The organism is Corynebacterium glyciniphilum AJ 3170 (assembly GCF_007673095.1).
Lineage (GTDB): Bacteria > Actinomycetota > Actinomycetes > Mycobacteriales > Mycobacteriaceae > Corynebacterium.
The window spans coordinates 134,373-160,244 of sequence record NZ_VDYZ01000006.1 but is presented as its reverse complement, the minus strand read 5'-3'; the positions used below and the strand labels follow the sequence as shown (position 1 = coordinate 160,244).

The following is a 25,872-nucleotide window of genomic DNA, read 5'->3' as shown; positions in this document are numbered from 1 at the left end:
TCCTTCGTGCAGGCGTCGAATTGTCAGTTCGCGACGTAGAGGTGGGTGCGACCGAGATCCTGACGCTCGGCAACGTCGAGCAGCGCGGTGGCCATGTCTGGCACAGTGATCGACCACCCACGTCGTAGTGGTTCTTCGGTATCGAGGCGGTAGTTTCCCTTGGCCTTCGCGGGACGGATGCGAGGAGCACGGACCGCCGTCCACTGCGCATCCCCCTCCCAGAGCACGATGTCCATACGGCGCATGTCGTCGTAGGTGGCGCCGAGGAACTTCTGGAGAAGCGGCAGCACCACCCAGAGTTTCAGCAGGCCCTGGTGTGCCCAATGGTCAGCGACCTCGGAGGAGATGACAACAATGCGTGTTACTCCGTGATGTTCCATTGCACGCAGAAGGTTTCGAGTCCCCTCCGAGTACAGGGTCGTCGGCTCCCTCGATGTGCCGATGCCGACCGTGCTCACGACCGCATCGATGTCCTCGAGAAGCGGGTCGAGTGATGCGGCTTTGGTGACATCCGCCGGCTCAACCGAAAGGTGGGGGTGTTCAACGCCCAAGAACCCCGGACGCCGTGCAATGGCGGTGACCTCGTGGCCCCGTTCCAGGGCCTGTTCAACGACGTGACGGCCGACCATGCCGGTGGCGCCGGGTACCAGAATTCTCATCGTGTCTCGTCTCCTGTCCGGGGGATCACCAGATATACTCACCAGATAATCCCGATGATAGATATTCCCGATATGGGAATACTTTAACAAGGAGGTTCGCTTGTGACGAATGCCCTGGTAGAACAGGTGCGCATCGCACTACAACGGCAGATCGTGGATGCCACGTTGGGCAATGACCGCATCGCGCGCGACAACGGACTGCAGATGACCGACCTGCAGACCCTGCACCTGCTGGTCCTCAGTAGGGATATCCGCACTCCACGGCAGATCAGCGCAGCGACAGGGATTCCGACCAGCACGGTCACTCGGATCGTTGATCGTCTCGAAAGGGCCGGTTTCGTCCGTCGAACCCCCGACGACGTGGACCGCCGCCGCACGGTCATTGACCTGATCCCGGAAACCATCGCCCCTCTGCAGTCGCTCTACGGGGACGTCGACGAGCGGTTCGCCACCCTCGCCTCCAGATTCAGCGCCGATGAGCTCAACACCGTCATTCGGTTCCTCACCGCCATGAGTGAGTTCTACGCACCGGATGATCCCGAACGCTGAACGTGCACAGCAAAAGCCGAACGTCGATTACCGTGCCTTTCCCCAGCGACCGAGGAGTCCTCCCGCTATCGAGGTTCGGGCTCCTCACTCACAGCGGTACTGGGTGCAGACGTCGTCGTATGTGGCGGCACGGGTGTGATGCAGCTTGTCACGGCAGGCACCTTCGGCGTGTCTTCCGCTTCAGTTTCACCAGTACAGGACACCGCGGCGAGGGCGAGTGCGGCGACGACGGCTGCCGTAGCAAGCTTACGGTTATTCACTGGCCCTCCTTGTGGTGATTACGCGCAGGATGGTGACGCGCCTAAGGAGAAGTTAACGGCCCAGTAGTTCATACGGTGAATTAACCATACAGCCGGGGGTATCACAGGGACCCCGTTCTCCACCCTTGCGGGTGGCCCCCACTCCTCCCAGGACAGACAACGGGCACTTTCCAAAAATCGGAAAGTGCCCGGATCCTGTCTTTCTGTGGAGCTATGGGGAATCGAACCCCAGACCTTCGCATTGCGAACGCGACGCTCTACCAACTGAGCTATAGCCCCGCAATCCCTCGTGGAGACAACACAGAAGATCGTACACCCGGACCCCGTCATTCGCCTAGCCACGGGGGCCTCCCCGGGCTGTATTCTCAGCCACATGATCCATATACGTGAGGCCACACTCGACGACATTCCCGACGCCGCAGATACCCTCTCGCTCGCTTTCTCTGACTATGCCTGGACCAACTGGACCGTCGCACCAGACAGGCACGTGGACCGGATCCGTGACATTCAACGAGTGTGTCTGGAACACATTGCCCTGCCACACGGGCTTGTCTACGTCGAGGACGCCGTTACTGCTGTCATCGCCCTCGTCGGTCCCGGGGCTCACGGGCGTGTCTCCGCAGACACATGGGCCCGCATCCAGTCAGCCGCCGGCAACGCGCCGGCTCACGGCTCTGAGGTATCACTCCCGGTCTCTCCCATCGCAGGAAGCTGGGAACTGGCCACCGTAGGGGTAAACCCCCGGCACCGGGGGAACGGACTCGGTACGGCACTTATCCGCCACGCACTTGATGCACTGGATGCTGTTGCGGGCGCCCGTACTCCGGTCCACCTGGAAACATCCGATGCGAGAAACGTCGAGCTCTACTCACGTCTCGGCTTCTCGACTCACGCTGAGACACATCCGGTCGGTGGTCCTGTTGTCTGGTCCATGCAGCGCGAATGAGGGCGTCCCCGCCGGACGGAGACAGCTACCGTCTAGCCATCAGAGCGAGGTTTCACGTGGAACGGCTCGGGCAACGCGGGATGAGACGACAATCGCCACCCTCGACCTATTTCCGAATCATTTCGCCCCAACACCAGCGACTACGGCAGATTCAAGATTGCAAAAGAGACGAAAGCCAGCACCCCGTTCCCCCGGCGTGCCACACACACTCCACTTGCCGTCAGAGTATGACGGGGAGCTGCCCCACTCCCCTGCCTGGTCACGCCCCGGTGCGGACCAAACGAAAGATCCCCACCCTGAAAGATCAGGGTGGGGATCTGGCATCTTGTGGAGCTGAGGGGAATCGAACCCCTGACCTTCTGCTTGCAAAGCAGATGCTCTACCAATTGAGCTACAGCCCCGAGGGGTCTTACTGGTGGGCCTAGGAGGACTTGAACCTCCGACCTCTTCGTTATCAGCGAAGCGCTCTAACCGCCTGAGCTATAGGCCCTCGAACGAGACAGAACTTTACCCACACGATCCTGAACTTACAAACCGACAGGTCAGGATGCGTTTTCGGGAGCCTCTGCCTCCTGAACATTCTGCGGAGTGATCGTCACCTGGAGACCACCGACGAGCCCCGTCGCGGCGTTGTAGAGCAAAGCCATCACGGGGGCGAACAGAGTCACGACGATGAACTCCAGCAGCCCGACACCCGCGGCGACACCGAAGTACAGGCCGGCCGAGATACTGTCGGCACCGATGAGGTCCGCCAGGAGGTTGTTCATGCGGTCCCAGACGCCACCGATACCCAGGAAAATGTAGATCAGAGCGGCGGCGACCATCCACGCAATGAAGACACAGGCGCTCAGAATCGCACCGATCTTCAACGCGCTCAAGGGTGCAATCTCGCGCAGCGATGCTCTCATGAATTTTCCGCCGTCTGGTTGACCGCTTCCTCGCCCTCATCCTCGACGTTTCGGTCGACGGCGAGCAGTTCAACACCCTTGGCCAGGTCCACCAGCCGCACACCCATGGTGGCACGGGAAGAACTGCGGATCTGCTTCACCGGGGTACGGATGACACCGCCCGCGGAGGTGATGGCGAAGACCTCGTCGTCCAGACCAACGGTCACCGCTCCGATGAGCTTGCCGCGCTTCGGATCGTACTTGAAGGTCATGACACCGAGGGTTCCACGGCCCTTCACGGGGTACTCCTCCACCGCCGTGCGCTTCCCGTAGCCGCCCGAGGTGGCGACGAGGAGGTAGGAGTTGTCGTCGGCGACAGTGAGCGCCAGCAACTGGTCGTCACCCTTGAAACGCATGCCCTTCACACCGGCGGTGGCGCGTCCCATGGGACGCAGCGTGTCATCGTCGGCGGTGAAACGCAGCGCCTGCCCTTCCTCGGAGACGAGCAGCAGATCGTCCTCACCGGTGCACAGGCGCGCCCCGATGAGCTTGTCATCCTCGTTGAGGTTGATGGCGATCAGACCACCGGAACGGGCGGTGTCGTAGTCGGTGAGGTGGGACTTCTTCACCCGACCCTGCTGGGTCGCCAACACCAGGTAGGGGGCGTCCTCGAAGGACTGGATCTGGATGACCTGGGCGATCTGCTCACCGGGCTGGAACTCGAGCAGGTTGGCCACGTGCTGGCCGCGGGCGGTCCTGGTCGCCTCCGGCAGCTCATAGGCCTTGAGCCGGTAGACGCGGCCGTAGTTCGTGAAGAACATGATGATGTCGTGGGTGGAGCACACGAAGAAGTGCCGGACGATGTCGTCCTGCTTCAGCTCCGCGCCACGCACGCCCTTGCCACCACGGCGCTGCGAACGGTAGGAGTCGACCTTCGTACGCTTGGCGTAGCCGGTCGAGGTGATCGTGACGACCACGTTCTCCCGCGCGATCAGATCCTCCTCGGAGACATCGCCGGTTGCACCGACGATCTCGGTACGGCGCTCGTCCCCGAACTTCTCCACGATCTCGGCGAGCTCGTCGTGGACGATGCTGCGCTGACGTTCAGGGGACGCCAGGATGTCCTTGAGATCAGCGATGGTCTCCTCGATCTCGGCGAGCTCGTCGATGATCTTCTGACGCTCCAGGGCAGCCAGACGGCGCAGCTGCATGGCCAGGATGGCGTCCGCCTGGACATCGTCGATATCGAGGAGGTCGCGCAGCCCCTCCCGGGCGATGTCCACGGTCTGGGAGCGCCGGATCAGTGCGATGACCTCGTCCAACGCGTCCAGTGCCTTGACCAGTCCGCGCAGGATGTGCGCCCGCTTCTCAGCCTCGTCGAGCCGGTGCTGCGTCCGGCGGATGATGACCTCGATCTGGTGCTTCACGTAGAAACGGAGCATCTGGTCGAGACGCAGAGTGCGGGGCACCCCCTCGACGATGGACAGCATGTTCGCGCCGAAACTGGTCTGCAGCTGCGAGTGCTTGTACAGGTTGTTCAGCACCACGCGCGGCACGGCGTCCCGCTTCAGGGTGACGACGATGCGCATACCGACGCGGTCGGACGACTCGTCGTCGATCTTGGCGATGCCGGCGATCTTCCCGTCCCGGACCTGCTCGGCGATCGACGCCACCAGGTTGTCGGGGTTGACCTGATAGGGCAGCTCCGTGATCACGATGATCTGCCGGTTACCGTCCTCCTCGATGTCGGCGCGGCCACGCATGCGGATAGAGCCACGGCCGGTCGTGTAGGCGTCCTTGATGCCGGAGTCGCCCACGATCATGCCTGCAGTCGGGAAATCCGGCCCCTTGACGCGTTCCATGCAGGCGTCCAGCGCCGTCTGCTCGTCTGCCTGCGGATTCTCGAGCAGCCAGAAGACGGCCTCGGCGAGCTCATTGAGGTTGTGCGGCGGGATGTTCGTCGCCATACCGACGGCGATGCCACCGGACCCGTTCATGAGCAGGTTGGGGACGCGGGACGGCAGGACGTCCGGCTCGGTCGTCTTCCCGTCGTAGTTCGGGGAGAAGTCGACGGTGTTCTCGCGGATGTCGCGCACCATCTCCAGTGCCAGTGGCGTCAGCCGGCACTCGGTGTAACGCATGGCCGCCGGGCCGTCGTTACCGCGGGAACCGAAGTTCCCCTGCCCGTCGACCAGCGGGTACCGCATCGACCATGGTTGTGCCATGCGCACGAGGGTGTCGTAGATGGCGGTGTCGCCGTGGGGGTGGTAGTTACCCATCGTCTCGGCGACGGGCTTGGCGGACTTGACGTAGCTGCGGTCCGGACGGAAACCACTGTCGTACATCGCGTAGAGGACACGTCGGTGGACCGGCTTCAGGCCGTCCCGGACCTCGGGCAGCGCACGGCCCACGATGACGCTCATGGCGTAGTCGATGTAGCTGTTCCGCATCTCCTCATTGAGGTCAATGGGGGTGATGCGGTCGAACAGCGTCTCGCCGCCGCCGTAGTTGTCGTCGCTCACTTCGGTGCGATCCCTTCCAGAAGACTAGGTGTAGACCCGGCAATCTTACCACCTCATGGCCCATATCCGGGTCAGGTGCGTACCATGGGCGACGACGACCACCACCGTAACGAAGGAAAGCCTGCCCATGCCCCGTCCATCCCGCCCTGCCCATTCCGCCACCGTGACCGGCTCCTCGCGGATCTCCCGCGACATGGTGCGGGTCACCCTCTCCTGCGAGTCCCTCCCCTACTCCGAACTGAACCACACCGACCACTACGTCAAGCTTCTTTTCCCGCCGGCGGGCGCGTCCTACTCGTGGCCGTTCGACCCGGCGAAGGTGCGCGAGGAGCTCCCGCGTGAGGAGTGGCCCGTGACCCGTACCTACACACTGCGCTCCTGGGACGCTGATGCACAGACCGTGGACATCGACTTCGTCTCCCACGGGGACACAGGCCTGGCCGGCCCCTGGGCCGATGCCGCACGGCCGGGAGATCAGATCGGTTTCATGGGGCCTGGCGGAGCATGGCACCCCGACGGTCAGCACATCGTCTTCGCCGGCGATGAAGCAGCGGCACCCGCGATCTTCGCCGGTATCGAGGCACTGCCCCGGAATGCGACTGCCGAAGCATGGGTTGAGGTCGCAGACGCCGAGGCGCATCTGCCGACGCCGTCACATCCCGGATTGACCATTCACTGGGTGGACCGCAACGGTGCCACCCACGGAACAGAACTGGTCCGCGCGGTCACAGAGGCCGGGGTACCGTCCGGCGACACCCGCTGGTTCATTCACGGAGTCGCAGAAATGATCCGTGACCTGCGTCGGTTCCTGTTCGTGGAGAACGGTGTCCCGAAGTCCGAGGTCTCGATCTCCGGATACTGGCGTCTCGGCATGGTCGAGGACGAGTGGCAGGCCAGCAAGCGCGAGTTCAACGAGGAGATCGAGGCAAGCGAAGCTCAGGCCGCGGCGAACAGGTAGTCGCGCTGTTCGGGAGCGATATCACCGGTACGCCGGCCCGAGACACTCATGAGCGCCACGGTGTGCTCCCCCGCGTCGAACTCCTGATAGAGGCGTGCGGTGAGATGTACCGCCGCTCCCTCGACCACGCCGACGCCCTCCTGGGCGACGACGGACTGCGCGATATGCGCGACCCCCATGGTCTGCAGGGGGTTCAGTACGGAGATTCCGAGCCGCGGTGCAGTCCGCAGCTGTTGCCAGGAGGGATCGTCGGCAGGTATGCGGACGGAGACGAGCCCGGGAGCCAGACTTTCGTCGAAGTAGGAGTCGATGACCACACACATCATGTGTCCGTTGACCTCTGCTGTCAGGACGGCCAGGGGAAGACGGGGGGCGGACGTGGTGTCCGTGTGTGCTGTGATCATGGGAACTAGTAGACCACTCTGTCTGCGAGTATGCAAGTGACAGCTGGCCGTGAATCATAATAATTGCAGGTGAGAACGTGAATATAATGCAGACCGAGCGGTCTATTAAGGCGTGTCCTACAGCGTCGGTTTCCGACTGGTGGGCAAGTTGGACCGCCCGTCGTCCATAACTGTGGAAAAAGGGCAGTGACGGTGTGGCCCTGGATACAACGGACCAGCACCAATATCATCACTGTGACGGCAAGATGCCACCGTCACGGCGACGGTCCCGAACGCGGGGATCAGACCGAACTGACCGACGATATCAATCCCGACACCTGCCGTCGCAAAGCGACAACACCAGGATCCGTCGACAACTCCCGCAAACGTGTCTGGATGGTTTCACGTGGAACATCGGGCGACACCGTCAGACGGAGCGACACCGGTACGTCGACAACCTCAAGAACTCGTCCGGGCCCGGCGGCCATGACCACCACACGGTGACCCAGCAAGAGCGCTTCCTCCACGCCGTGGGTCACGAAGACAATTGAGGGGAAGGACGTCGCCCATACACGGAGAAGCTCGGCCTGCAACTGCTCCCGGGTAAACGGATCCAACGCACCGAACGGCTCATCCATCAGTACATGTTCCGGTCCTGCCGCAAGCACGCGGGCAATCTGCACCCGTTGCTGCATACCTCCCGACAGCTCATGCGGATAGCGGTCCACCGCATCTGACAGGCCGACGAGACCCAGTAGTTCATCGGCCCGGTCCGCTTTCTCTGTCATCCCCGAATACCGGTAGGCCAAACGAACGTTCTCCTTGACCGTGTACCAGGGAAATAATGTGGGCTGCTGGAACACCACTCCCCTGTCCGTTCCCGGCCCACGCACGCTGGTACCGTCCACCTCGAGGGAGCCAGACGTCGGCGCGAGGTAACCTGCCAGCAGTCGCAACAGTGTCGACTTACCGCACCCCGAGGGCCCGACGAGGCACACGATCTCCCCGTCGGCGACATCCAACGTTATGTCGCGGAGCGCCTCCACCTGTCCGCCATTCTGTGTCCGGTAGATTTCACCGACGTTCCTCACGGTGATCATTGTTCGTCCTCCCACAGGTCAGTGCGCACCACATCTGCATAGTCTTCTTTCGCTGCCGGGATATCGCCCTGACCCACGAGGAAGTCCGCCGTTGCCCGGAGCGCAGCCGCGACATCGTCCAGATACGACACCTGGTCGTCCCCGGAAATAAACTGCTGGCCATTGACCTGGAGTTCGGCGGCAGCCTCGTCCATTCCGGAGGCTGTAGCGTTGACTGACACGAAACCCCCTGAGCCCTCCGGGTCAGACGAGTCATCAACCACCCACGCCTCCAGGTCCAGCCAGGTCTTCAGAAGCTCATCATTAGCCTCGATCCACGGGTTCGAGGCCAACGTGATGTTGTATGTGGCGTGGCCACGGGCCGCCTGCTTCTCCGAGTCCGTCAGTACGTTGCCGGGCGTTGAGCCGCCCGTCCCGTCCTTCAACTCCTGAAGCGTCGGGTCCCACACGTACGCCGCGTCAATGCGGTCAGACTTCCATGCAGCCGGGAGCTTGTCCGGGGAGATGTTCGTGATCTCCACATCACGGGACGGATCGATACCCGCATCGATGAGGGCATTGAGGAGTGAGTAATGCGCTGTCGACGAGAACGGCACCGCGATCCGGGCACCCTTGAGATCCTTGATGTCACGCGCATTCTTGGCCACCAGTGCCTCGGTCGTGCCGATCACGGAGTTCGCCTGGACAACGGAGACATCCAGATCCAACGGCGCACTCAATGCCTTCGTCGTCGGCGTGGAGCCGAGGGCCGCGAGATCTACCGAACCAGCGGCGAAGCCCTGGACGATGTCCTGTCCGGTGGGATACCGGGTCCACTCGACGTCCGCGTTCGGCAGGCATGCCTCTGCCAATCCAGTCGCCTGTGTGTAGAGGTCAGTCGCGGGCCCACCGAGATAGCCGATCCGCACCTCCCCCTCCGCATCGGCAGGTTTCACGGGACACACCACGTCCTCTCCCCTGTCCTGCCACTCGCTGGCAGGCGGACCGACGCAGCCTGTCACTGTTGTCACCGCAAGGGCGGCACACAGCACACCGGTTCTTCGTAGTGTCACTGTTTCGTCCTCCAGGGTGAGAAGCGGCCTTCGACAGCAAGAAGCAGCTTGTCGACGATCAGGGCGGCAACACCGATGACGATGATGCAGGCGATGGTCAAGGATGTGTCCAGCTGCGTACCGGAGATGTAGGCCAGTCCTCCGATCCCCGGGATACCGTCATTCATCTCGGCCGCGACGATCGCGGACCAGCACAGCCCGGCCGCAACACGGGAACCGCTGATGATCTCGGGGAGGGCCGCGGGTAGTTCGACCGTCCGGAACACCTGTCCACGACCAGCACCCAGAGATGTTGCAGCACGGATCCAGTCTTGTCGGACACCCGTCACACCGAGAAGGGTCGCGACGGCAACAGTCGGAAATGCCGCGAGGAACAGCAGAATCACCTTGGACTGGTCACCGATACCGAACCAGACGATCAACAGTCCGATGTACCCCAGCGGTGGCAACGCCCTCAGAAAGGAGAGGTAGGGCTCCACCAGGCTCCGTGCCGTGGGACTGGTACCCAACCACCAACCGACCAACACACCGACGATGATGCCCGCCGACAGACCGACAGCGATCCGTTCGAGGGTGGCGAGCAGATGCTGCCACAGGAAGTAGTCCTGGACACCACACTGCGTTGTACAGAGGTTCGTGTCCACGAGTCTCCGCGCCACCTCCGCCGGACCGGGCAGAAGGACCGCGTCGATTCCTGTGAAACGCGCGATGAGCCACCAGAGCACGATCGCACCGGCGAATACGGCGAGATGGAGTGGCACTTTCCTGGCACCCGTCATGCGTCGAAATTCGTCACAGTGACGCCGCGAGCGCGGAGGGCGGGGACGACGCCCTCGCCCACCCGGAATGTCTCCTCGAGGTGAGGAACGCCCGACAGAATGACGTGAGCGATACCCGCCTGACGGTAGTCGTCGATACGTTCGGCGACCTCCTCGTAGGACCCGACGAGTGCTGTCCCTGCTCCCCCACGCACCAGACCGACGCCGGCCCACAGGTTCGGTGCTATCTCGAAATGGCGTGCATCCTGTCCACTGCTGAAGTCGGCGCCCGCTCCATGGAGCTCCGTCATCCGGCGCTGTCCTTCAGACTGGGACGTCGCAAGCCCTGCCTGCGCGGCCCGGACGCGTTCCGGATCCAGGGAATCGAGAAGGCGCTGCGCCTCGGCCCAAGCCTCGTGCGACGTGGGCCTGGCAATGACGTGGAGCCGGACCCCGTACTCCAGTGTGCGGTCGAACGACGACGCCCGGTCCTGCACGCGCGCGATCTTCTCGGCGACCTGCGTCGGTGGCTCTCCCCACGTGAGGTACACGTCCGCCCGTTTCGCCGCGACCTCAATCCCCTCATCCGAGGAGCCGCCGAGGAAGACCGGTGGGCTGACGGCAGGTCGTCGTCGCAGAGCCGCGCCCTCCACGTCGAGGTGTTTCCCGTGAAACGTCAGGGGCTCCGTGGAGTGCCAGAGGTGATCGGCGATCTCCAGCGTCTCGTCGGCGATCTCGTACCGCTCTGCCTTGGTCGTGTAGTCACCGAACGCCTTCTGCTCAGCGTCTTCTCCCCCGACGACCACGTTGAGCAGCAGACGGTTGTCCGAGAGCTCCTGGTAGGTCAACGCCTGGTGCGCCGTGAGGGTGGGGCCGATGAGTCCGGGGCGGAGAGCAACGAGGAACTTCAACCGCGAGGTTGACGCCAGGAGTGCAGCGGTGGTCACCCAGGCGTCCTGGCACCAACGTCCTGTCGGAGTCAGGACCGACTCGAAGCCGTTGTACTCGGCCGCGCGTGCCACCTGAGTCAGATAGTCGAGGTCCGGAAGCCTCTCCCCCGTCTCAGGTCCGGCGCCGTGACCACCACCGACGATCTCCCTGGAGTCGCCCGAGGTCGGAAGGAACCAGTGCAGCGTGATGTTCTGTGAGTCTGTCATGACGGATGAGTAGACCATTCTGTCTGCCGGTGCCGCCAACATTTCGTTCGCCGTGAATCTATAGACCGAGCGGTCTGTCTTTTCGCCGTGAACTGAATTATCCTGAAGTCCATGACCACAGCCCGACTCTCCACGACTGCGCACTTCACCGCACCCGTCACCGGTCCTGCCAGGTGCTTCCACCAGATCCGCACGGCCCCCGGGATCACCCGGGGCCGTCTCCACGACGATCTGGGAATGTCACAGCCCACGGTGACCCGCCATGTCAGTGCTCTCATCGACTCGGGCCTCGTGGAGCAGGTCTCCCCGACCACCGCGGGTGGCGTGGGACGCCCCGGATCCACACTTCGGCCGGACGGCCGGGACCTCACCGCCCTCGGAGCCCATGTGGGACTCCGCAGCACACAACTGGTCGCCGTCGACGGCGTGGGGCGGCCGCTGCGTAAGAGAACCCTCAGACTCCCGGTCAGCGAACTCACCCCGGAGGACGCCATGGAGGCTGTCCACCACGCCCTCAGCTCCCTGGGTCGTGGTCTCCCCTCCCCTGTCGGACTCGGCATCGCCTTCTCCGCGCATGTCGACTACGCCGGACGGATCACCTCGCCGTCCTACGGGTGGACGGATATCGACCCCGTCTCCTACCTCGACACCGAGATCCCCGTCGCCGTCTCCACCGGCGTCGGGGCCATGGCCGGATCCGAGCTGACCAGCTCACCACTGTCTCTCGAACGCGACCCTCTGGCATCCACGCTGTACGTCTACGCCCGCGAGTTGGTGGGACACGCCTGGATCGTCGGGAATGCCGTCCACCAGCCCTACACAGGCTCCGCGCCCACGGCGTTCACCGACATCGCCGAATCGGGCAGTTTCTCCGCACATCACGGTCACCCGCTGGGTTCGACAGCCGTTCTGGAGACGGCGCGTCAGCGTGGGTTGAATGTATCCACGGTCCCCGATCTCGTCGGGCTGGCCGAGCTCAACCCCGTCGCGCGGGGGATCCTGGACGAACGGGCGGAGCTGTTGTCACAGATCATCTCGCTGGCTGTCGACGTGGTCGATCCGTCGACCGTCGTCTTCGCCGGGGAGACGTTCACCGCCGACCCCGGTACCGTCAGGATCATTGCGGAGGGACTTCGCGGAACCGGCCGCCAGCTCAGCATCCAGCGTGCCGGCGACGGGATCCTGTCCCGGGCAGCGGCCGTGACCGCACTCCACCGGCTGTGGCAGGACCCTCTGGGGGTCTAGAGCGCTCTGACGAAGGCGTCGAGCCGCTCGGTCACGTCCTGCGGCTCGCGCGCCCACCTGTTGTGCCCCAGCGTCCCGGGAAGTTCCTCGACACGGGCCGGCACCAGCCGTGCCAGTGCTTCGCAGGATTCGAGGGTGCAGTAACTGTCATTGCTGAACCGGGTCAGCAGAACCGGGACGTCAACGGCCCTCATGGACGCCATGTAGTCACGGTCGGCGTCCCGGAGCCTGGTCAACCTGTTGCTCCGCCCGAACCTGGCCCACTCCGAGAGATGGACATCCGACTGCCGTCCGTAATTGGTGATGTCCAGGGCGCCGTCCGGCCAGAAGCCCAGAACCTTGCTGACGCCCTGCATGAGGTAACCGCCGTACCACAGCCGGGAACGCTCCGGGTTCGAGAACGTCCGGAAGTAGGGGGAACCACTGCCTACGCCCATCATGCCGACAGCGTTGAGCTCCCGGGCCTCAGGACGTGACAGGAACATCGCGCCGATCTGCCCACCCATTGAATGGGTCAGCAGAACCGTGGGATGGTCGGCGTCGAGACCGAGGGACTCCTTGGCTGCACGGATCGAGCGCGGGTAGTCCTGGGAAGCCACGTGGTGGTAACCCCACTGGTGGTTCCGTCGGGCCACGGCCGTGCTCTCGCCTTGCCCACGAAGCTCGCCGACGGCGACCGGAAAGCCCCGTTCCGACAACGCCTCAGCGACGGGACGGTAGTAGTGCGCCCCCATGCCGAGGCCCGGCCACACCATGACGAGGGGACGGCCGGCCCCGGGGAACAACAGGACCGGCGACGTGCTGCCGTCTGGCATGACGACAGCAACGCTGGACGAGCTAGACATCGAGGAACCGGACGTCCTTCGCGTTACGGGTGATGAAGCTGCGACGGGCGACGACGTCGTCGCCCATCAGGACGCTGAAGGTCTCGTCCGCGCTGGCGGCGTCCTCGAGGGTGACCCTCTTCAGGATCCGGTCTGTGGGATCCATCGTGGTCTCCCACAGCTCCTTGGCGTTCATCTCGCCGAGGCCCTTGTAGCGCTGGATACCGTCGTCCTTGTTGATCTTCCGGCCGTTCTCCAGGCCTTCCTTCAGCTGCGCGTCACGCTCGGCGTCGGAGAAGGCGAAGCCCGGTTCCCCCTTGCCCCACTTGAGCTTGTACAGCGGCGGCTGTGCCAGGTAGACGTGGCCTTCCTCGACGAGCGGACGCATGAAGCGGAACAGCAGCGTCAGTAGCAGGGTGGCGATGTGCTGGCCGTCGACGTCGGCGTCGGCCATCAGGACGATCTTGTGGTAACGCAGCTTGGAAATGTCGAACTCGTCATGGATGCCGGTGCCCAGGGCGGTGATGATCGCCTGGACCTCGTTGTTCTTCAGCACCTTGTCCAGACGGGCCTTCTCCACGTTGAGGATCTTGCCGCGCAACGGAAGGATCGCCTGGTACATCGAGTCACGGCCGGACTTCGCCGAGCCACCCGCGGAATCGCCCTCCACGATGTACAGCTCGGACTTCACCGGGTCCTTCGAACGGCAGTCAGCCAGCTTGCCGGGGAGACCTCCGACGTCGGTGGCCGACTTACGCCGGACGAGGTCGCGGGCCTTGCGCGCCGCGTCACGGGCCTGTGCGGAGGAGACCGCCTTGTTGATGATCGCCTTCGCTTCAGCCGGATTCGCGTCGAACCACCCGGAGACATGCTCGTTGACCATCTTCTGGACGAAGCTCTTGATCTCCGTGTTCCCGAGTTTCGTCTTCGTCTGTCCCTCGAACTGGGGATCGCCGACCCGGACGGAGATCACGGCAGCGAGACCTTCGCGGCAGTCGTCTCCGGAGAGCTTGGTGTCCTTCTCCTTGAGCAGCTTGTGGTCGCGGGCGTACTTGTTCATCAGGTACGTCAGCGCCGCACGGAAGCCCTCTTCGTGGGTACCGCCCTCAATGGTGTTGATGGTGTTGGCGAAGGTGTGGACGGACTGGGAGTACCCGGAGTTCCACTGCATCGCGATCTCGACCTCGTGGTCGTCTCCCTCGGCCTCGAAGCCGATGATCGAGGGGTGGATCGCGGTCTTCGACCGGTTGAGGTGGTTGACGTAGTCCTTCAGACCGTCCGGGTAGTGGAAGACCTTCTTCCGCTCCTTCGGCGCAGGACGCGTCTCCTCGCCCGGCTTCGGAGCAGCGGCGTCCTCCACGGACTCCGCGGCTGCCTCAGCCTCGTTCTCCTGCTCGATGACGCCCAGACGCTCATCAGTGAGGGTGATGGTCAGACCCTTGTTGAGGAACGCCATCTCCTGCAGGCGACGTGAGACCGTCTCGAAGTTGTAGTCCGTCGTCTCGAAGATCTCCGCGTCCGCCCAGAACCGCTGACGGGTCCCTGTGCCGCGGGTCTTCTTGACCTGCTCCAGCTCGGCGGGAACAGCATGGTCGAAGACCTGACGCCACAGGTACCCGTCGACCTTGATCTCGGTCTCGACGCGGGTGGACAGGGCGTTGACGACGGAGATACCCACACCGTGCAGACCACCGGAGACGGCGTAGGCCTGGGAATCGAACTTGCCGCCGGCGTGGAGCTCGGTCATCACGACCTGGACGGTGGGACGTCCCGTCGCGTGCATCGCCACGGGGATGCCACGGCCGTTGTCCGCGACCTCGACCGACCCGTCGTCATGCAGGGTGACATCGACCTGGTTCGCGAATCCCGCCATGGCTTCATCGACGGAGTTGTCCACGACCTCCCAGATCAAGTGGTGCAGACCACGCTCACCGGTGGACCCGATGTACATGCCCGGCCGTTTGCGGACGGCCTCCAGTCCCTCGAGGATGGTGATGGAGTCCGCGCCGTACTCTCCGTTGGCGGGGGTGTTCTCGGCGGGGATGTTCTCGACCTCGGCCACAGTCGCTTCAGCTCCTTCTCGGCAAATGGGTTAACCCCCACATTGTACCAGGTAAAAGGCCTCAGCCGTAGGTGTCGCGGGGGCCGCGTCCCTTCACGTGCAGGGGCCCGTGCCGCCAACTCGGCGCCTTGGGGCCGTAGATCTTCAGCTCCGCGACGACGTCCGGGCCGACGCGTTTCGCGATCGTCGCCAGAATGGTGCTCTGCATCAGACGGAGATTCGTGGCCCAGGCCGTGGAATCACTCTCCACATGCAGCTGTCGCTTCTTCTCGTTGTACATCACCACGCGGGTATGTCGTCCGATGTTCTCCCCGACGATCTCAGGCCAGGCACTCCGCAACGACCCGGCGGCGAAGTTACGGCCCCAGCCGTTACGTTTGATCTCACGTTGAACGAGGTCACTGAACTGACCGGGATCGCGGTAGCTACGGTCGGGCCGCCCGTCGTACCGGGTCTTCATCTTCCGGGGTCGGCGCCCCTTCTTCCGGACGGGTCGGCCCGGCTTCCCCGCGGCGGCGCGGAGCATCTCCATGCGTTCGGCGACCGGATCACGCTCCGGAGCGTCCCCCTCGCCTCCCTGGGGGTCATTCACCGGATCATTCACGGGGTCACTCACGGAAGTCACCGTCGAGCTCCGAGATCCGTCCGCCGTCGGTGTCGCGGACGGAGACGGTGTGCACGGCCGCCACCGAACGGAGGTCCTCGGGGATGTCGTCACCGACGGCAGCGGTGATCAACACCTGCTCCGCCTCTCCCGCGAGATCGACGAGCGCCCGTCGACGGGCACGGTCGAGCTCGGCGAATACGTCGTCGAGAATGACAACGGGCTCCGTCCCGTCGGCGCGGTGCATGCGGTGCGCGGCCAACCGCAGTGTGAGGGCGAATGACCATGATTCCCCATGACTGGCGAAGCCTTTGGCTGGTTGGGTGCCGAGTACGAGCTGCAGGTCATCGCGGTGGGGACCGGTCAGGGTCGTGCCCCTGTCGATCTCCGCGTCCCGTCGGCGGGCGAATCCCTCGAGAAGCACCGCCTCCGCGACGTCGGGGTCCAGGAGTTGCGGGTCGCCCGGTTCGCCGAGATCGACGGTGGTGGAGTAGCTGATCAGTGCAGGACGGGAGCCCGGGGCCAGACGGGCGTAGGTCTCACGGACATGAGGTTCCAGATCGTGGACGAGCTGGGCCCGTGCCGACATGATCTGTCCACCGAGTTGGGCGAGGCGGGCGTCCCAGACATCCAGGGTGGCCAGTGCGTCGTCATCCACCCCCTGGCGCAGCAGCGCATTACGCTGTTTCAGCGCTTTGTCGTAGTCGGCCCGTACCCCGGCAAGCCGTGGGTAGCGTGCAATCATGGTCTGATCCAGAAAAGCACGTCGTTGCTCCGGCTCACCGCGGACAAGCGCAAGATCCTCGGGTGCGAACAGTGTGGTACGGACGATGCCGGCGATTCCGCGTTGGTTCTTCACCTGTGTCCGGTTCACCGCCGCCTGATTGGCACCCCTGGCGTTGAGGACGAGATGGGCGGTCAGTTCACGTCCGTGATTCACCGCCGTTGCGGACAACCGCGCCGACTCACATCCTTCCCGAACAAGCGCCGAGTCGGAACTGACCCGGTGGGAACCCTGATGGGCAAGGTAACCGACGGCCTCGACGATATTCGTCTTCCCGTTCCCGTTCGGCCCGGTGAATACGGTGACCCCGGGACCCAGGTCGAGGTCGAGTTGACGCCAGGACCGGAAATCACCGAGATGGAGCGAGCGAATGTACATCCGGTCAGCCTGGCAGGCGCACAGGCATCAGCAGGTAGGTGAAGGAACTCTCCGGGGTGGGGAATGTACCGTCTGCGGATGCTTCCGGCAGCTCTTCGGGCTCCGGGACGAGGACTGCCGAACGCGACGCCTGGTTGAATCCGAAGACCACCCGGTCGGTGTGCACCGAGCCGAGCCCGTCCTTGAGGTAGCCGGGATGGAAAGCGATGACCAGCGGCTCGCCGGCGAAGGCGCAGGGCAGTTGTTCCTTGGCGACACCGAGATCACTGCCACCGGCGGACAGGGTGAGCGTTCCCTCCTCAAAATCCATCTTCACCGGCGAATTCCCGTCGGTCACGAGGGACACACGACGGATCGCATCAAGGAGCGGAGCGATCTCAACGCTGGCCAGTGATGTGTGGGTCTTGGGGAACAACGAACGGAACTTCGGGAAATCCGAGTCGATGAGCCGTGTGGTGGTACGGCGGTCAGACGTGGAGATTCCGAGAAGACGACCGCCGTCCTGGTCGAGAGCGATCTCCACCGGCTCACCGGTGGAGTCCAACGAGCGTGCGGTCTCAGCGAGAGTCCGTGCCGGGATAAGGAGCTCCGCAGAGATGTCCGCACGTGCGGGAACCCAGTCAAGGGTGCGTACCGCGAAACGGAAACGGTCGGTGGCTGCCAGGACGAGGTGCTCGCCGTCGATCTCCATACGGATACCGGTCAGCATGGGGAGGGTGTCGTCGCGACTTGAGGCGATCGCGACCTGGCCGATCACCTCGGTGAAGAGGTGGGGATCCAGTGACCCGGCGACCTGAGGGAAATCCGGGAGGACGGGGTAGTCGTCAATGGTCATCGCGGGGAGTTCGAAGTGGGAACTCCCACAGTTGACGAGAACTTTGGTTCCGTCGTAGTCGATCCGGACCGGCTTGTCCGGGAGAGCACCGATGATGTTGGAGGCGAGACGCCCTGCGACGAGGACCTTGCCCGGCTCCGAGACGTCCGCGGAGACGCGGACCTTTGTGGAGACCTCCCGGTCAAAGCCCGACAGCTGAAGTCCGTCGTCCGTTGCCTCGATGAGGACACCCCGGAGAATCGGTTGGGATGCCTTGCTCGGCAACGTGCGGGCGACCCAGGCCAGTGCCGAGGAAAAATCGTCCTTGGACACGGTGAAACTGACGGACTGCTGGTCCACGCCTGAGGTCCTTTCGATGATGTTCGTGATTCTGCTCGTAACCCTAGCTGACACGGGTTCGTCACGGTACCGGCTCCGTCTCCGACGGAACCCGCTTGCCCGTGTGGGCCGCACGAGTTGTGCACACCGGTTATTTCTTCTTTGAATTCTCCATGGATAGATCCGGTAGAAGCAGTAGGGGTTGTGCAGACTGTGGATGAATGCCGGCGGAGGCCTCGGTCTGCTGGTGGCGCGCCTGGATTACGTTCTTGTAAGTTGTTCACACCCGGTGGATGAATCTGTGGATAACTGTGGGGGGTTGTGGATAACTTTCAGGCCCTGTGAGTTGTCCCCAGCTGCTGCACCGTCGCTCCCCGTCCGGTGGCGAGTTATCCACAGGAGTGACCTGGGCTTTCCTTGCGGATCGAACCACACCACGGAGCTGCGACCTGCAGAACCACAAGAGTGTAATTCATCCACAGGTGGGGTTCGGTTGGCTGAAACCGCAGGTGGTGGTGCTCGGAAAGTCCTGCGGTGATCCCGGAATGTGGTGAAGGTCACTGAATGACAAGTCTGTAATTACACGGTTGTGGACAAGGTTGTGGAAACTGTGCACAACCCGGTGATCCACGAGGTCCGAGGGTCGCAGAGTTGTGCACTACTGGCGCGCGCGGGACTTGATGCGCTGTGTCAGCTCCTGGATCTGCTGGAAGGTCTTGCGGTCTTCCTGGATCGACTTCCGGATCTTGCGCTCCGCGTACATTGCCGTGGTGTGGTCGCGTCCGCCGAAGACCTTGCCGATCTGGGGCAGGGAAAGCTCGGTGAGCTCACGGCAGAGGTACATCGCGAACTGGCGTGCCGTCACCAGTCTGCGGACCTTCCCCTTCCCCACCATCTCCTCGACGGTGACATCGAAGTAGCCGGTGATGACGTCGATGATGATCTGGGGGGTGATCTCCACGTCCTTGGGGTCCGGCATGATGTCGCGGAGTGCGATCTCCGCTGCCTGTCGGGTGACGGGTTCCTTGCTGAGCGAGCAGTAGGCGGTGACCCGGATCATCGCCCCCTCGAGTTCGCGGATCGAGGTCTCGTAGCGCCCCGCAATGAGTTCGAGGACGTCATCCGGCAGATACGTCCCCTCCATCTGAGCCTTCTTGGAGAGAATCGCCATGCGGGTCTCCAGGTCAGGTGTCTGTACGTCGGTGATCAGGCCACCCTCGAAGCGGGTACGTAGGCGGTCCTCCAGCGTCGTCAGCTGTTTCGGGGGACGGTCGGAAGACAGGACGATCTGGCGGTGGTTCTGCTGCAGCGCGTTGAAGGTGTGGAAGAACTCCTCCTGCGTACTTTCCTTACCCTGCAGGAACTGGATGTCGTCGACGATCAGCATGTCAAGGTTCCGGTAGTGGCGCTTGAACTGCTCGCCCCGCCCGTCCCGGAGAGCATTGACGAACTCATTGGTCATCTCCTCACTGGAGATGTACCGGACCTTCATCCCCTGCCTGAGTTCGCGGGCGTAGTGGCCGATCGCATGGAGCAGATGGGTTTTTCCGAGGCCGGACTCCCCCCATATGAACAGAGGGTTGTAGGCGTAGGCGGGCTTCTCCGCAACAGCGCGGCAGGCGGCGTTGGCGAACTGGTTGGACGAGCCGGTGACGAAGGTGTCGAAGGTGTACTGGGGGTTGAGCCGGTTCTCCGTGTCCTCGCCCTGGTTCTTCCTCGGCTCGGTGGCGGGCTCGTTCCTGGCCGGCGTCGTGGGACGGTGCTGGTAGGCGGCGCCGGTGAGATCCTCCCAGTGCTGGCGTTGGCGGTCCGGAGTGACCTCGGGAACCGGTTCAGGCTGTGGCGCCGGCGGGGTCTCTACCTCGGGAGCCGACTCATCGACGCTGAGTGAGAGTGCCACCGAGTACCCCAGCTCCTCTTCCAGTACGTCGCAGATCAGCCCGGACAGGTTGTTCTCGGTTTCCGTCCTCGCCCATTTCGAGGGGGCTTTCAGGACAGCGATGCGGTCGACGACGATCACCGGCGTGAGCTGCCGGAGCAGGCTTCTCGAACGGGAGCTCAGGCGGGGGAACTCCGCTGAGTCTTCATCGGCGTTGATCCACCTGTCGAGGAGTGAAGCCCAGACTTCCTTGAAGTCCACAGCATCGGGCATAGCGGGTACCTTTCGGCGGGTGGGTCAGGGACAGCAGGACGCATGAAGTTCATTCGCAGGAATCTGACGTCCATGTGCACAACGTCTCATCATCGTTGGCCTGCGTATCCACAGCGCTGTCCACACCTGTGGATAACTTCATCGTGCTAGTTGTCAACAGGGTACTGCAGGTCTGTGGACAACCCCAACATCGTGGCGAATAATGTTCTGACCAGTACAAATGATGGGTAAATCTGAAGTTGAGGGTTCGGGGGTGGATAGAGTTGTCCACAGGGGATCGTCGTGAACTGGGTCTTTTTCTGGTGACCAGGCAGTTCAGTTGTGGATAACCATGTGTGTCTTGCGCCGGCGCGTCATCTGTGCGTAGTCGACTGTTTCCGAGGATGACCTGCAGCGGACCGCGCGGTGAATGACACACCTGTCATAGGCCGGGATTTTGATTTGCCGGTGTGACCACGTAGGCTCGTCATTGTCTTCGAGTGTCACTGAATCGCTTTTCTGCGGTCTCTGACTCTCACCCCCGTCATAGAACGGATGGATGGCCCGGGATCTGCTGATCCTGTCCGGTCTTCCGACCCACCTGACCGCAGTCGCGGTGGATGGGCCGGTACCGGTCCGCTGTAGGGCGGCCCGGTACCGGTCGGCCGCGGCGTTGAACAACATAAGGAGTGAGTACCGTGGCCAAGGGCAAGCGTACTTTCCAGCCCAACAACCGTCGTCGTTCGCGCAAGCACGGCTTCCGCGCACGTATGAGCACCCGCGCCGGACGCGCCATCGTGTCGGCCCGTCGCCGTAAGGGCCGCGACAGCGTTACCGCGTAACGCGTCCCGCCCACACCACCACCGTGCTTGCCCCGGAACACCGACTCCGGTCTTCCTCACTGTTCAGTGAGACAGTCCGTAGAGGACGTAAGAAGGGGGCTCGCACGGTGGTGGTGTATGTGCATGAAAGGACGGACACCGTCGTCTCCGGGGGGCCTCGGATGGGGTTGGTGGTGTCCAAGGCGGTGGGGAACGCCGTCACGCGGCATGCCGTGTCTCGGAGACTGCGTCACGTCACTGCTGCTCTTCTTGAAGAGTTCCCCCTTCAACCGTGGCACAGTCTGGTGATCCGGGCTCTGCCCGCGTCTGCAGCGGCGACCTCAGCAGAGTTGGAATCTGATGTGCGACGAGCGCTCCGTCGGCTCACCGCCTGACCCGTGGGACGTGTCGCGCGGGAGGGCGCGGGCCTTGCGGCGCGTGGTTCTTGGTTACCAGAACCATCTTTCACCCCTTAAACTAGGACCGTCCTGCCGTTTTGAGCCGTCGTGCAGCGCGTACTCCCTGATAGCCTTTTCTCGTCATGGCGTGGTGAGAGGTTTTCTCCTCAGCGTTGCTCGCCTCGCCAAATGCGGTCCCTGGCATCCCGGCGGCTGGGATCCGGTTCCCCCGGTCCGGCGTCGGACGCGCAGATGACCGTCCACCAACAACAAGGAGATTGCTCCAGCAGTGTTTGACTTCATCTACTACCCCATCTCGGCGGTGTTGTGGTTCTGGCACAAAGTCTTCGGCTTTGTGCTGGGCCCTGATTCCGGTCTCTCCTGGGCTCTGGCGATCATCTTCCTCGTCGTTACGATCCGAGGCCTCCTCGTCCGCCCCACGATCAAGCAGCTGCGCTCCAGTAGGAAGATGCAGGAGATGCAGCCCCGGATGCAGGAGATCCGGAAGAAGTACGCCAAGGATCAGCAGACCCAGGCCATGGAGATGCGCAAACTCCAGAAGGAGATGGGGGTCAATCCGCTGGCCAGCTGCCTCCCGATGTTGATCCAGATTCCGATCTTCCTGGGTCTGTTCCACGTGCTGCGGTCGTTCAACCGCACCGGTACCGGCACCGGACAGCTGGGGATGTCGATCGAGGAGACACGGAACACGCCGAACTACTTCTTCGGTGTGGACGAGGTGCAGTCGTTCCTGGACGCGCGCTTGTTCGGTACGCCGTTGTCTGCGTTCATCACGATGGACAAGGATTCGTACCGGGCTTTCGCTGCTGACGGCTCCGTTGACTTCCAGCAGTGGAATATCGTCATCATCGTCCTGCCGCTGATGCTCATTGCGTCGGTGCTCATGCACTTCAATGCGCGCATGTCGATGGACCGTCAGAAGAAGCGTCAGGCTGCGCAGCCGAAGAAGAAGAACGCGACGGCGCAGGACGACATGATGCAGAACCAGATGATGATGATGCAGAAGCTCATGCTCTGGGTCATGCCGGTGATGATGTTCGCCGGCGGTTTCCTCTGGCAGGTTGGTCTGGCCGTGTACATGTGTGCGAATACCTCGTGGATGTACGTCCAGCAGCACCTGGTCTTCCGGAAGATGGACCGTGAGGAAGAGGAGGAGAAGGCGGCCAAGATCGAGGCCAAGCGCTCCACCGCACCGAAGCCGGGTGCCAAGCCCAAGAAACCGAAGAAGGGTGACGGCAAGTAATCCCCCGCTCACCGCGCAGACCCCGTTCCCTCCAGAGGGACCGGGGTCTTCTGTATTTTCACGGTCGGGTCCTCGCTACACTGGGAGCGTGAGCCAGTCAGAAGAGCACCTCCCGCCCCAGGACGTCCCCTCCCCTCCCCCAGAGGCTGAGGCGGTCTTCGGGGACCGTACGGCCCTTGTGTCGCGCTATGCCGCGTGGCTACGCGATGCGGGCGTGGTCCGCGGTCTTATCGGCCCCCGCGAGGTCGACCGCCTGTGGGAGCGGCACATCCTGAACAGTGCCGTTCTCGGTGAAGTCATCGAGGAGGGCGCCCGTGTCGTGGACATCGGTTCTGGTGCAGGTCTCCCCGGCATTCCCCTGGCGATCGCCCGGCCCGATCTACGGGTCCAGCTCGTCGAGCCTCTGTTGCGCCGTGTGACGTTCTTGAAAGAGGTTGTCGCCGACCTGGCTCTTGAGAATGTCGAGGTCTTTCGCGGACGGGCAGAGGAGAACGAGATCGCCAAGGCCGTCGGAGGTGCAGATGTGGTGACGTCGCGTGCGGTTGCCCCGGTCGGCCGGCTCATGGGGTGGTCTCTTCCCCTCGCGCGTGTCGGCGGGCACGTGAAGGCGCTGAAAGGCTCGTCGGTGGGAGAAGAACTGGCACGTGACGCACGGGAACTCACCCGGGCGGGCGGTTCGTCCGGAGCGGTACTGGAGGTCGGTGCGGGCGTCCTGGCGCAGCCTACTTTCGTGGTGGACGTCGAGCGCCTACGCTGAATGACGACGATGTAATTCTGGTTGACCGTTTCACGTGAAACTCGCGTTGTTCGGCACGCACACGGGGACTAGGCTATCGATGAAGGGCGCTCGGTACACCCCGCGTTTCACGTGAAACACGGTGATGCTGCACCACACACTCAGTCACGCAAAGGACGTTCATGATTCCTCCCGAGTGGGATGACACCCCTATCGCCGACGCTGCGCGGCGTGCTGCCCGTATCCAGAATCCGGAGCGTCTTACTCTCTCCCGCCCACCGCGCACACGGAGGATCACGATCGCCAACCAGAAGGGCGGCGTCGGTAAGACGACATCCGCGGTGAACCTGGCGTGGGCGTTGGCACTCCACGGGTTGAAGGTGCTTGTCGTCGACCTCGATCCCCAGGGGAACTCATCCACTGCGTGCGGGGCAGAGCACCGGATGGGCACTCCGTCGAGTTATGAGTTGCTTATCGGCGAGAAGTCGCCGGCGGAGGTCATCCAGGTTAATCCGGAGAATGAGAACCTGTTCTGCATTCCTGCGACGATTGACCTTGCCGGTGCTGAGATCGAACTCGTGTCCATGGTCCGGCGTGAGTACCGACTGTGCGATGCGCTCAGTCCGGCTTACCTGGAGCGCGAAGGTTATGACTATGTCTTCATCGACTGCCCGCCATCGCTCGGACTCCTGACCATCAACGCGATGAATACAGCGACTGAGGTCCTGATCCCGATCCAGTGCGAGTACTACGCGCTGGAGGGTGTCGGTCAGCTCCTCAACAATATTTCGATGATCCGCGAGCATCTGAACCCGGAACTGCACGTGTCCTCTGTTCTGCTCACCATGTACGACGCGAGGACGAAGCTTTCAGAGCAGGTTGCCAGCGAGGTGCGGAATCACTTCGGTAGTGCAGTCCTCGAGAACCAGATACCTCGCAGCGTCAAGGTGTCAGAGGCACCGGGCTACGGCAAGACCGTGCTCCAGTATGATGCCGGTTCCCGGGGTGCCCTTGCCTACTTTGATGCCGCCGTCGAGTTCGCGGAACGCGGCGACTACCTTCCACTGCCCGAAACCGCCCCAATCGGCGTGGCGCCTGAACTGAGGACAGGAAGCAGCAACTGATGTCAGAGAAAAACAAGCCGACCCTCCCCCAGCTTCCTCAGACAGAGACTCAGCGTGGTGGTCTCGGTCGGGGACTCGCAGCCCTCATTCCGACCAGCCCGTCGAAGCCGAGGTTGGGTGCCGGGGCCGCGGACGTGATTCTCGGCCCCGCCGGCCAGCGTCACAGTGACGTTACTTCCGAGGGGCGCACTGACCGCACTGACCGCACTGACAGCGCCGAGGCCGCAGAATCTACCGGTGTGCAGGAAGAGAGCATCGGAGCAACCTACCGGGAGCTTCCACTCGGGTCAATTCGCCGCAACCGGAAGAACCCGCGGGAGACCTTTGAAGAAGAACCGCTCAATGAGCTGGTTCATTCGATCAAGGAGTTCGGTCTTCTCCAGCCCGTCGTCGTTCGTCCTTCCGGGGACTCCGCCTATGAGTTGATCATGGGTGAGCGGCGCCTGCGTGCCTCCAAGCTCGCCGGGCTCGAGACCATCCCGGCTATTGTCCGGGAAACTGACGACCAGGACATGCTCCGGGATGCCCTCCTGGAGAACATCCACCGCGTGCAGCTCAACCCTCTGGAAGAAGCCAGCGCATACCAGCAGCTCCTGGAAGAGTTCGACGTCACTCAGGCTGAGCTCGCCCGGCGTCTCGGTCGGTCACGGCCACTGATCACGAATATGATCAGGCTCCTCCAGCTCCCGGTGGGTGCTCAGCGGAAGGTCGCCGCAAGCGTCTTGAGTGCCGGACATGCGCGTGCTCTCCTGGGGGTGAAGGCTGGCCCTGAAGCTCAGGATCAGTTGGCTGAACGCATCATCGCCGAAGGTCTCAGTGTGCGGGCAACTGAAGAGGCTGTTGTGCTCATCAACCGTGGTGACGAGCAGACTCCGCGGAAATCGCGTGCGCCGCGTGAGCAGCCGGAATCGGTCACACAGTGGGCGACGTCTGCAGCTGACGCACTTGATACCCGTGTTACCGTGCAGATGGGTGCAAAGAAGGGGAAGATTGTCGTCGAGTTCGGAGACGAGGATGACTTCGAGCGGATCACTGATCTGCTCAAGCTTCCGCGGGAATAGTGATCAGCCACGGTTTCACGTGAAACTGTGAGCTGTGCGTCGGATTCCCTGTACCT

The 25,872-nt window shown here is 63.0% G+C and carries 26 protein-coding genes and 3 tRNA genes; 11 read left to right on the top strand and 18 right to left on the bottom strand.

Annotated features, from left to right (window positions below; translation table 11 throughout):
- Positions 1 to 23: 23 nt before the first annotated feature.
- Positions 24 to 659: an NAD(P)-dependent oxidoreductase gene (locus tag FS507_RS07610; RefSeq protein WP_145942185.1), complete on the bottom strand. Its 636-nt coding sequence runs from the start codon at positions 657 to 659 to the stop codon at positions 24 to 26.
- Positions 660 to 761: 102 nt separating this feature from the next.
- Between FS507_RS07610 and FS507_RS07605 the strand changes: the two genes are divergently transcribed.
- Positions 762 to 1,208: a MarR family winged helix-turn-helix transcriptional regulator gene (locus tag FS507_RS07605; RefSeq protein WP_145942184.1), complete on the top strand. Its 447-nt coding sequence runs from the start codon at positions 762 to 764 to the stop codon at positions 1,206 to 1,208.
- Between the two features lie 65 nt (positions 1,209 to 1,273).
- Here FS507_RS07605 and FS507_RS07600 read toward each other — a convergent pair whose 3' ends face one another.
- On the bottom strand, positions 1,274 to 1,468 hold the full coding sequence (locus FS507_RS07600; protein ID WP_145942183.1) for a hypothetical protein: 195 nt from the start codon (positions 1,466 to 1,468) through the stop codon (positions 1,274 to 1,276).
- A gap of 206 nt (positions 1,469 to 1,674) precedes the next feature.
- Positions 1,675 to 1,747 (bottom strand) — tRNA-Ala (locus tag FS507_RS07595).
- 94 nt (positions 1,748 to 1,841) lie between these two features.
- On the opposite strand from FS507_RS07595, the gene FS507_RS07590 reads away from it, so the two are divergent.
- The gene (locus FS507_RS07590; protein ID WP_145942182.1) at positions 1,842 to 2,414 is read left to right on the top strand and encodes a GNAT family N-acetyltransferase; all 573 of its coding nucleotides are present in this window, start codon (positions 1,842 to 1,844) and stop codon (positions 2,412 to 2,414) included.
- A 328-nt stretch (positions 2,415 to 2,742) separates the two neighbouring features.
- Here FS507_RS07590 and FS507_RS07585 read toward each other — a convergent pair.
- The 4 genes from FS507_RS07585 to gyrA all read right to left on the bottom strand — a co-directional run bounded on the left by FS507_RS07585 (position 2,743) and on the right by gyrA (position 5,823).
- Positions 2,743 to 2,815: transfer RNA gene (locus tag FS507_RS07585), tRNA-Ala, on the bottom strand.
- A 12-nt stretch (positions 2,816 to 2,827) separates the two neighbouring features.
- Positions 2,828 to 2,904 (bottom strand) — tRNA-Ile (locus tag FS507_RS07580).
- A 52-nt stretch (positions 2,905 to 2,956) separates the two neighbouring features.
- Complete coding sequence (locus FS507_RS07575; protein ID WP_145942181.1) at positions 2,957 to 3,322, bottom strand: DUF3566 domain-containing protein; 366 nt, start codon at positions 3,320 to 3,322, stop codon at positions 2,957 to 2,959.
- Positions 3,319 to 5,823 (bottom strand): DNA gyrase subunit A, encoded by a 2,505-nt coding sequence (gene gyrA, locus FS507_RS07570; RefSeq protein ID WP_145942180.1) that lies wholly within the window; start codon positions 5,821 to 5,823, stop codon positions 3,319 to 3,321. The genes FS507_RS07575 and gyrA overlap by 4 nt, the downstream gene beginning before the upstream one ends.
- A gap of 127 nt (positions 5,824 to 5,950) precedes the next feature.
- Here gyrA and FS507_RS07565 point away from each other — a divergent pair, with 127 nt between their 5' ends.
- Positions 5,951 to 6,781, top strand: a complete 831-nt coding sequence (locus tag FS507_RS07565) for a siderophore-interacting protein (protein WP_186314600.1) — start codon at positions 5,951 to 5,953, stop codon at positions 6,779 to 6,781.
- On the opposite strand, the gene FS507_RS07560 is transcribed toward FS507_RS07565, so the two are convergent.
- The 5 genes from FS507_RS07560 to FS507_RS07540 all read right to left on the bottom strand — a co-directional run bounded on the left by FS507_RS07560 (position 6,760) and on the right by FS507_RS07540 (position 11,231).
- Positions 6,760 to 7,185 (bottom strand): flavin reductase family protein, encoded by a 426-nt coding sequence (locus tag FS507_RS07560; RefSeq protein WP_186314599.1) that lies wholly within the window; start codon positions 7,183 to 7,185, stop codon positions 6,760 to 6,762. The two genes, FS507_RS07565 and FS507_RS07560, sit on opposite strands and share 22 nt — an antisense overlap.
- Positions 7,186 to 7,466: 281 nt before the next feature.
- On the bottom strand, positions 7,467 to 8,264 hold the full coding sequence (locus tag FS507_RS07555; RefSeq protein WP_145942178.1) for an ABC transporter ATP-binding protein: 798 nt from the start codon (positions 8,262 to 8,264) through the stop codon (positions 7,467 to 7,469).
- Positions 8,261 to 9,316 carry a taurine ABC transporter substrate-binding protein gene (locus tag FS507_RS07550; RefSeq protein WP_145942177.1) on the bottom strand — a complete coding sequence of 352 codons (1,056 nt, stop codon included), beginning with the start codon at positions 9,314 to 9,316 and terminating at the stop codon, positions 8,261 to 8,263. Before FS507_RS07550 ends, FS507_RS07555 begins: the two co-directional genes overlap by 4 nt.
- Complete coding sequence (locus FS507_RS07545; RefSeq protein WP_145942176.1) at positions 9,313 to 10,095, bottom strand: ABC transporter permease; 783 nt, start codon at positions 10,093 to 10,095, stop codon at positions 9,313 to 9,315. Before FS507_RS07545 ends, FS507_RS07550 begins: the two co-directional genes overlap by 4 nt.
- Complete coding sequence (locus FS507_RS07540) at positions 10,092 to 11,231, bottom strand: LLM class flavin-dependent oxidoreductase (RefSeq protein ID WP_145942175.1); 1,140 nt, start codon at positions 11,229 to 11,231, stop codon at positions 10,092 to 10,094. Before FS507_RS07540 ends, FS507_RS07545 begins: the two co-directional genes overlap by 4 nt.
- A 111-nt stretch (positions 11,232 to 11,342) precedes the next feature.
- Here FS507_RS07540 and FS507_RS07535 point away from each other — a divergent pair, with 111 nt between their 5' ends.
- Entirely contained in the window at positions 11,343 to 12,476 is a 1,134-nt protein-coding gene (locus FS507_RS07535) for an ROK family transcriptional regulator (protein WP_145942174.1), read from the top strand.
- Here FS507_RS07535 and FS507_RS07530 read toward each other — a convergent pair.
- From FS507_RS07530 to dnaA, 6 genes are all read right to left on the bottom strand, one after another.
- Positions 12,473 to 13,321, bottom strand: a complete 849-nt coding sequence (locus FS507_RS07530) for an alpha/beta fold hydrolase (RefSeq protein WP_145942173.1) — start codon at positions 13,319 to 13,321, stop codon at positions 12,473 to 12,475. The two genes, FS507_RS07535 and FS507_RS07530, sit on opposite strands and share 4 nt — an antisense overlap.
- Complete coding sequence (gyrB, locus tag FS507_RS07525) at positions 13,314 to 15,362, bottom strand: DNA topoisomerase (ATP-hydrolyzing) subunit B (protein WP_186314598.1); 2,049 nt, start codon at positions 15,360 to 15,362, stop codon at positions 13,314 to 13,316. Before gyrB ends, FS507_RS07530 begins: the two co-directional genes overlap by 8 nt.
- Before the next feature lie 61 nt (positions 15,363 to 15,423).
- Positions 15,424 to 15,894, bottom strand: a complete 471-nt coding sequence (locus tag FS507_RS07520; RefSeq protein WP_145942245.1) for a DciA family protein — start codon at positions 15,892 to 15,894, stop codon at positions 15,424 to 15,426.
- Between the two features lie 76 nt (positions 15,895 to 15,970).
- On the bottom strand, positions 15,971 to 17,128 hold the full coding sequence (gene recF, locus FS507_RS07515; RefSeq protein ID WP_145942172.1) for a DNA replication/repair protein RecF: 1,158 nt from the start codon (positions 17,126 to 17,128) through the stop codon (positions 15,971 to 15,973).
- Positions 17,129 to 17,132: 4 nt separating this feature from the next.
- The gene (gene dnaN, locus FS507_RS07510; protein ID WP_145942171.1) at positions 17,133 to 18,302 is read right to left on the bottom strand and encodes a DNA polymerase III subunit beta; all 1,170 of its coding nucleotides are present in this window, start codon (positions 18,300 to 18,302) and stop codon (positions 17,133 to 17,135) included.
- Between the two features lie 637 nt (positions 18,303 to 18,939).
- On the bottom strand, positions 18,940 to 20,433 hold the full coding sequence (gene dnaA / locus FS507_RS07505) for a chromosomal replication initiator protein DnaA (protein ID WP_145942170.1): 1,494 nt from the start codon (positions 20,431 to 20,433) through the stop codon (positions 18,940 to 18,942).
- A 677-nt stretch (positions 20,434 to 21,110) separates the two neighbouring features.
- Between dnaA and rpmH the strand changes: the two genes are divergently transcribed.
- From rpmH to FS507_RS07470, 7 genes are all read left to right on the top strand, one after another.
- Positions 21,111 to 21,254: a 50S ribosomal protein L34 gene (rpmH, locus tag FS507_RS07500; RefSeq protein WP_075811958.1), complete on the top strand. Its 144-nt coding sequence runs from the start codon at positions 21,111 to 21,113 to the stop codon at positions 21,252 to 21,254.
- Between the two features lie 23 nt (positions 21,255 to 21,277).
- Positions 21,278 to 21,628: a ribonuclease P protein component gene (rnpA, locus tag FS507_RS07495; RefSeq protein WP_145942169.1), complete on the top strand. Its 351-nt coding sequence runs from the start codon at positions 21,278 to 21,280 to the stop codon at positions 21,626 to 21,628.
- The gene (gene yidD / locus FS507_RS07490) at positions 21,594 to 21,887 is read left to right on the top strand and encodes a membrane protein insertion efficiency factor YidD (protein WP_145942168.1); all 294 of its coding nucleotides are present in this window, start codon (positions 21,594 to 21,596) and stop codon (positions 21,885 to 21,887) included. The genes rnpA and yidD overlap by 35 nt, the downstream gene beginning before the upstream one ends.
- 33 nt (positions 21,888 to 21,920) lie before the next feature.
- Complete coding sequence (gene yidC / locus FS507_RS07485) at positions 21,921 to 22,895, top strand: membrane protein insertase YidC (protein ID WP_145942167.1); 975 nt, start codon at positions 21,921 to 21,923, stop codon at positions 22,893 to 22,895.
- 88 nt (positions 22,896 to 22,983) lie between these two features.
- On the top strand, positions 22,984 to 23,652 hold the full coding sequence (gene rsmG, locus FS507_RS07480; RefSeq protein ID WP_145942166.1) for a 16S rRNA (guanine(527)-N(7))-methyltransferase RsmG: 669 nt from the start codon (positions 22,984 to 22,986) through the stop codon (positions 23,650 to 23,652).
- Positions 23,653 to 23,813: 161 nt separating this feature from the next.
- Positions 23,814 to 24,755 (top strand): ParA family protein, encoded by a 942-nt coding sequence (locus FS507_RS07475; RefSeq protein ID WP_145942165.1) that lies wholly within the window; start codon positions 23,814 to 23,816, stop codon positions 24,753 to 24,755.
- Positions 24,755 to 25,816 (top strand): ParB/RepB/Spo0J family partition protein, encoded by a 1,062-nt coding sequence (locus FS507_RS07470; protein ID WP_145942164.1) that lies wholly within the window; start codon positions 24,755 to 24,757, stop codon positions 25,814 to 25,816. Before FS507_RS07475 ends, FS507_RS07470 begins: the two co-directional genes overlap by 1 nt.
- The last annotated feature ends 56 nt before the right edge of the window (positions 25,817 to 25,872 follow it).

Excerpts from the sequence above, each read along its gene's own strand:
- FS507_RS07520 (WP_145942245.1), bottom strand. The coding sequence starts at position 15,894 with ATGGAGATGCTCCGCGCCGCCGCGGGGAAGCCGGGCCGACCCGTCCGG.
- FS507_RS07530 (WP_145942173.1), bottom strand. The coding sequence starts at position 13,321 with ATGTCTAGCTCGTCCAGCGTTGCTGTCGTCATGCCAGACGGCAGCACG.
- FS507_RS07555 (WP_145942178.1), bottom strand. The coding sequence starts at position 8,264 with ATGATCACCGTGAGGAACGTCGGTGAAATCTACCGGACACAGAATGGC.
- FS507_RS07610 (WP_145942185.1), bottom strand. The coding sequence starts at position 659 with ATGAGAATTCTGGTACCCGGCGCCACCGGCATGGTCGGCCGTCACGTC.
- yidD (WP_145942168.1), top strand. The coding sequence starts at position 21,594 with ATGTGCGACGAGCGCTCCGTCGGCTCACCGCCTGACCCGTGGGACGTG.
- FS507_RS07575 (WP_145942181.1), bottom strand. The coding sequence starts at position 3,322 with ATGAGAGCATCGCTGCGCGAGATTGCACCCTTGAGCGCGTTGAAGATC.
- FS507_RS07545 (WP_145942176.1), bottom strand. The coding sequence starts at position 10,095 with ATGACGGGTGCCAGGAAAGTGCCACTCCATCTCGCCGTATTCGCCGGT.
- FS507_RS07590 (WP_145942182.1), top strand. The coding sequence starts at position 1,842 with ATGATCCATATACGTGAGGCCACACTCGACGACATTCCCGACGCCGCA.
- recF (WP_145942172.1), bottom strand. The coding sequence starts at position 17,128 with ATGTACATTCGCTCGCTCCATCTCGGTGATTTCCGGTCCTGGCGTCAA.
- FS507_RS07470 (WP_145942164.1), top strand. The coding sequence starts at position 24,755 with ATGTCAGAGAAAAACAAGCCGACCCTCCCCCAGCTTCCTCAGACAGAG.
- FS507_RS07560 (WP_186314599.1), bottom strand. The coding sequence starts at position 7,185 with ATGATCACAGCACACACGGACACCACGTCCGCCCCCCGTCTTCCCCTG.
- FS507_RS07475 (WP_145942165.1), top strand. The coding sequence starts at position 23,814 with ATGATTCCTCCCGAGTGGGATGACACCCCTATCGCCGACGCTGCGCGG.
- FS507_RS07540 (WP_145942175.1), bottom strand. The coding sequence starts at position 11,231 with ATGACAGACTCACAGAACATCACGCTGCACTGGTTCCTTCCGACCTCG.
- FS507_RS07565 (WP_186314600.1), top strand. The coding sequence starts at position 5,951 with ATGCCCCGTCCATCCCGCCCTGCCCATTCCGCCACCGTGACCGGCTCC.
- FS507_RS07535 (WP_145942174.1), top strand. The coding sequence starts at position 11,343 with ATGACCACAGCCCGACTCTCCACGACTGCGCACTTCACCGCACCCGTC.
- dnaA (WP_145942170.1), bottom strand. The coding sequence starts at position 20,433 with ATGCCCGATGCTGTGGACTTCAAGGAAGTCTGGGCTTCACTCCTCGAC.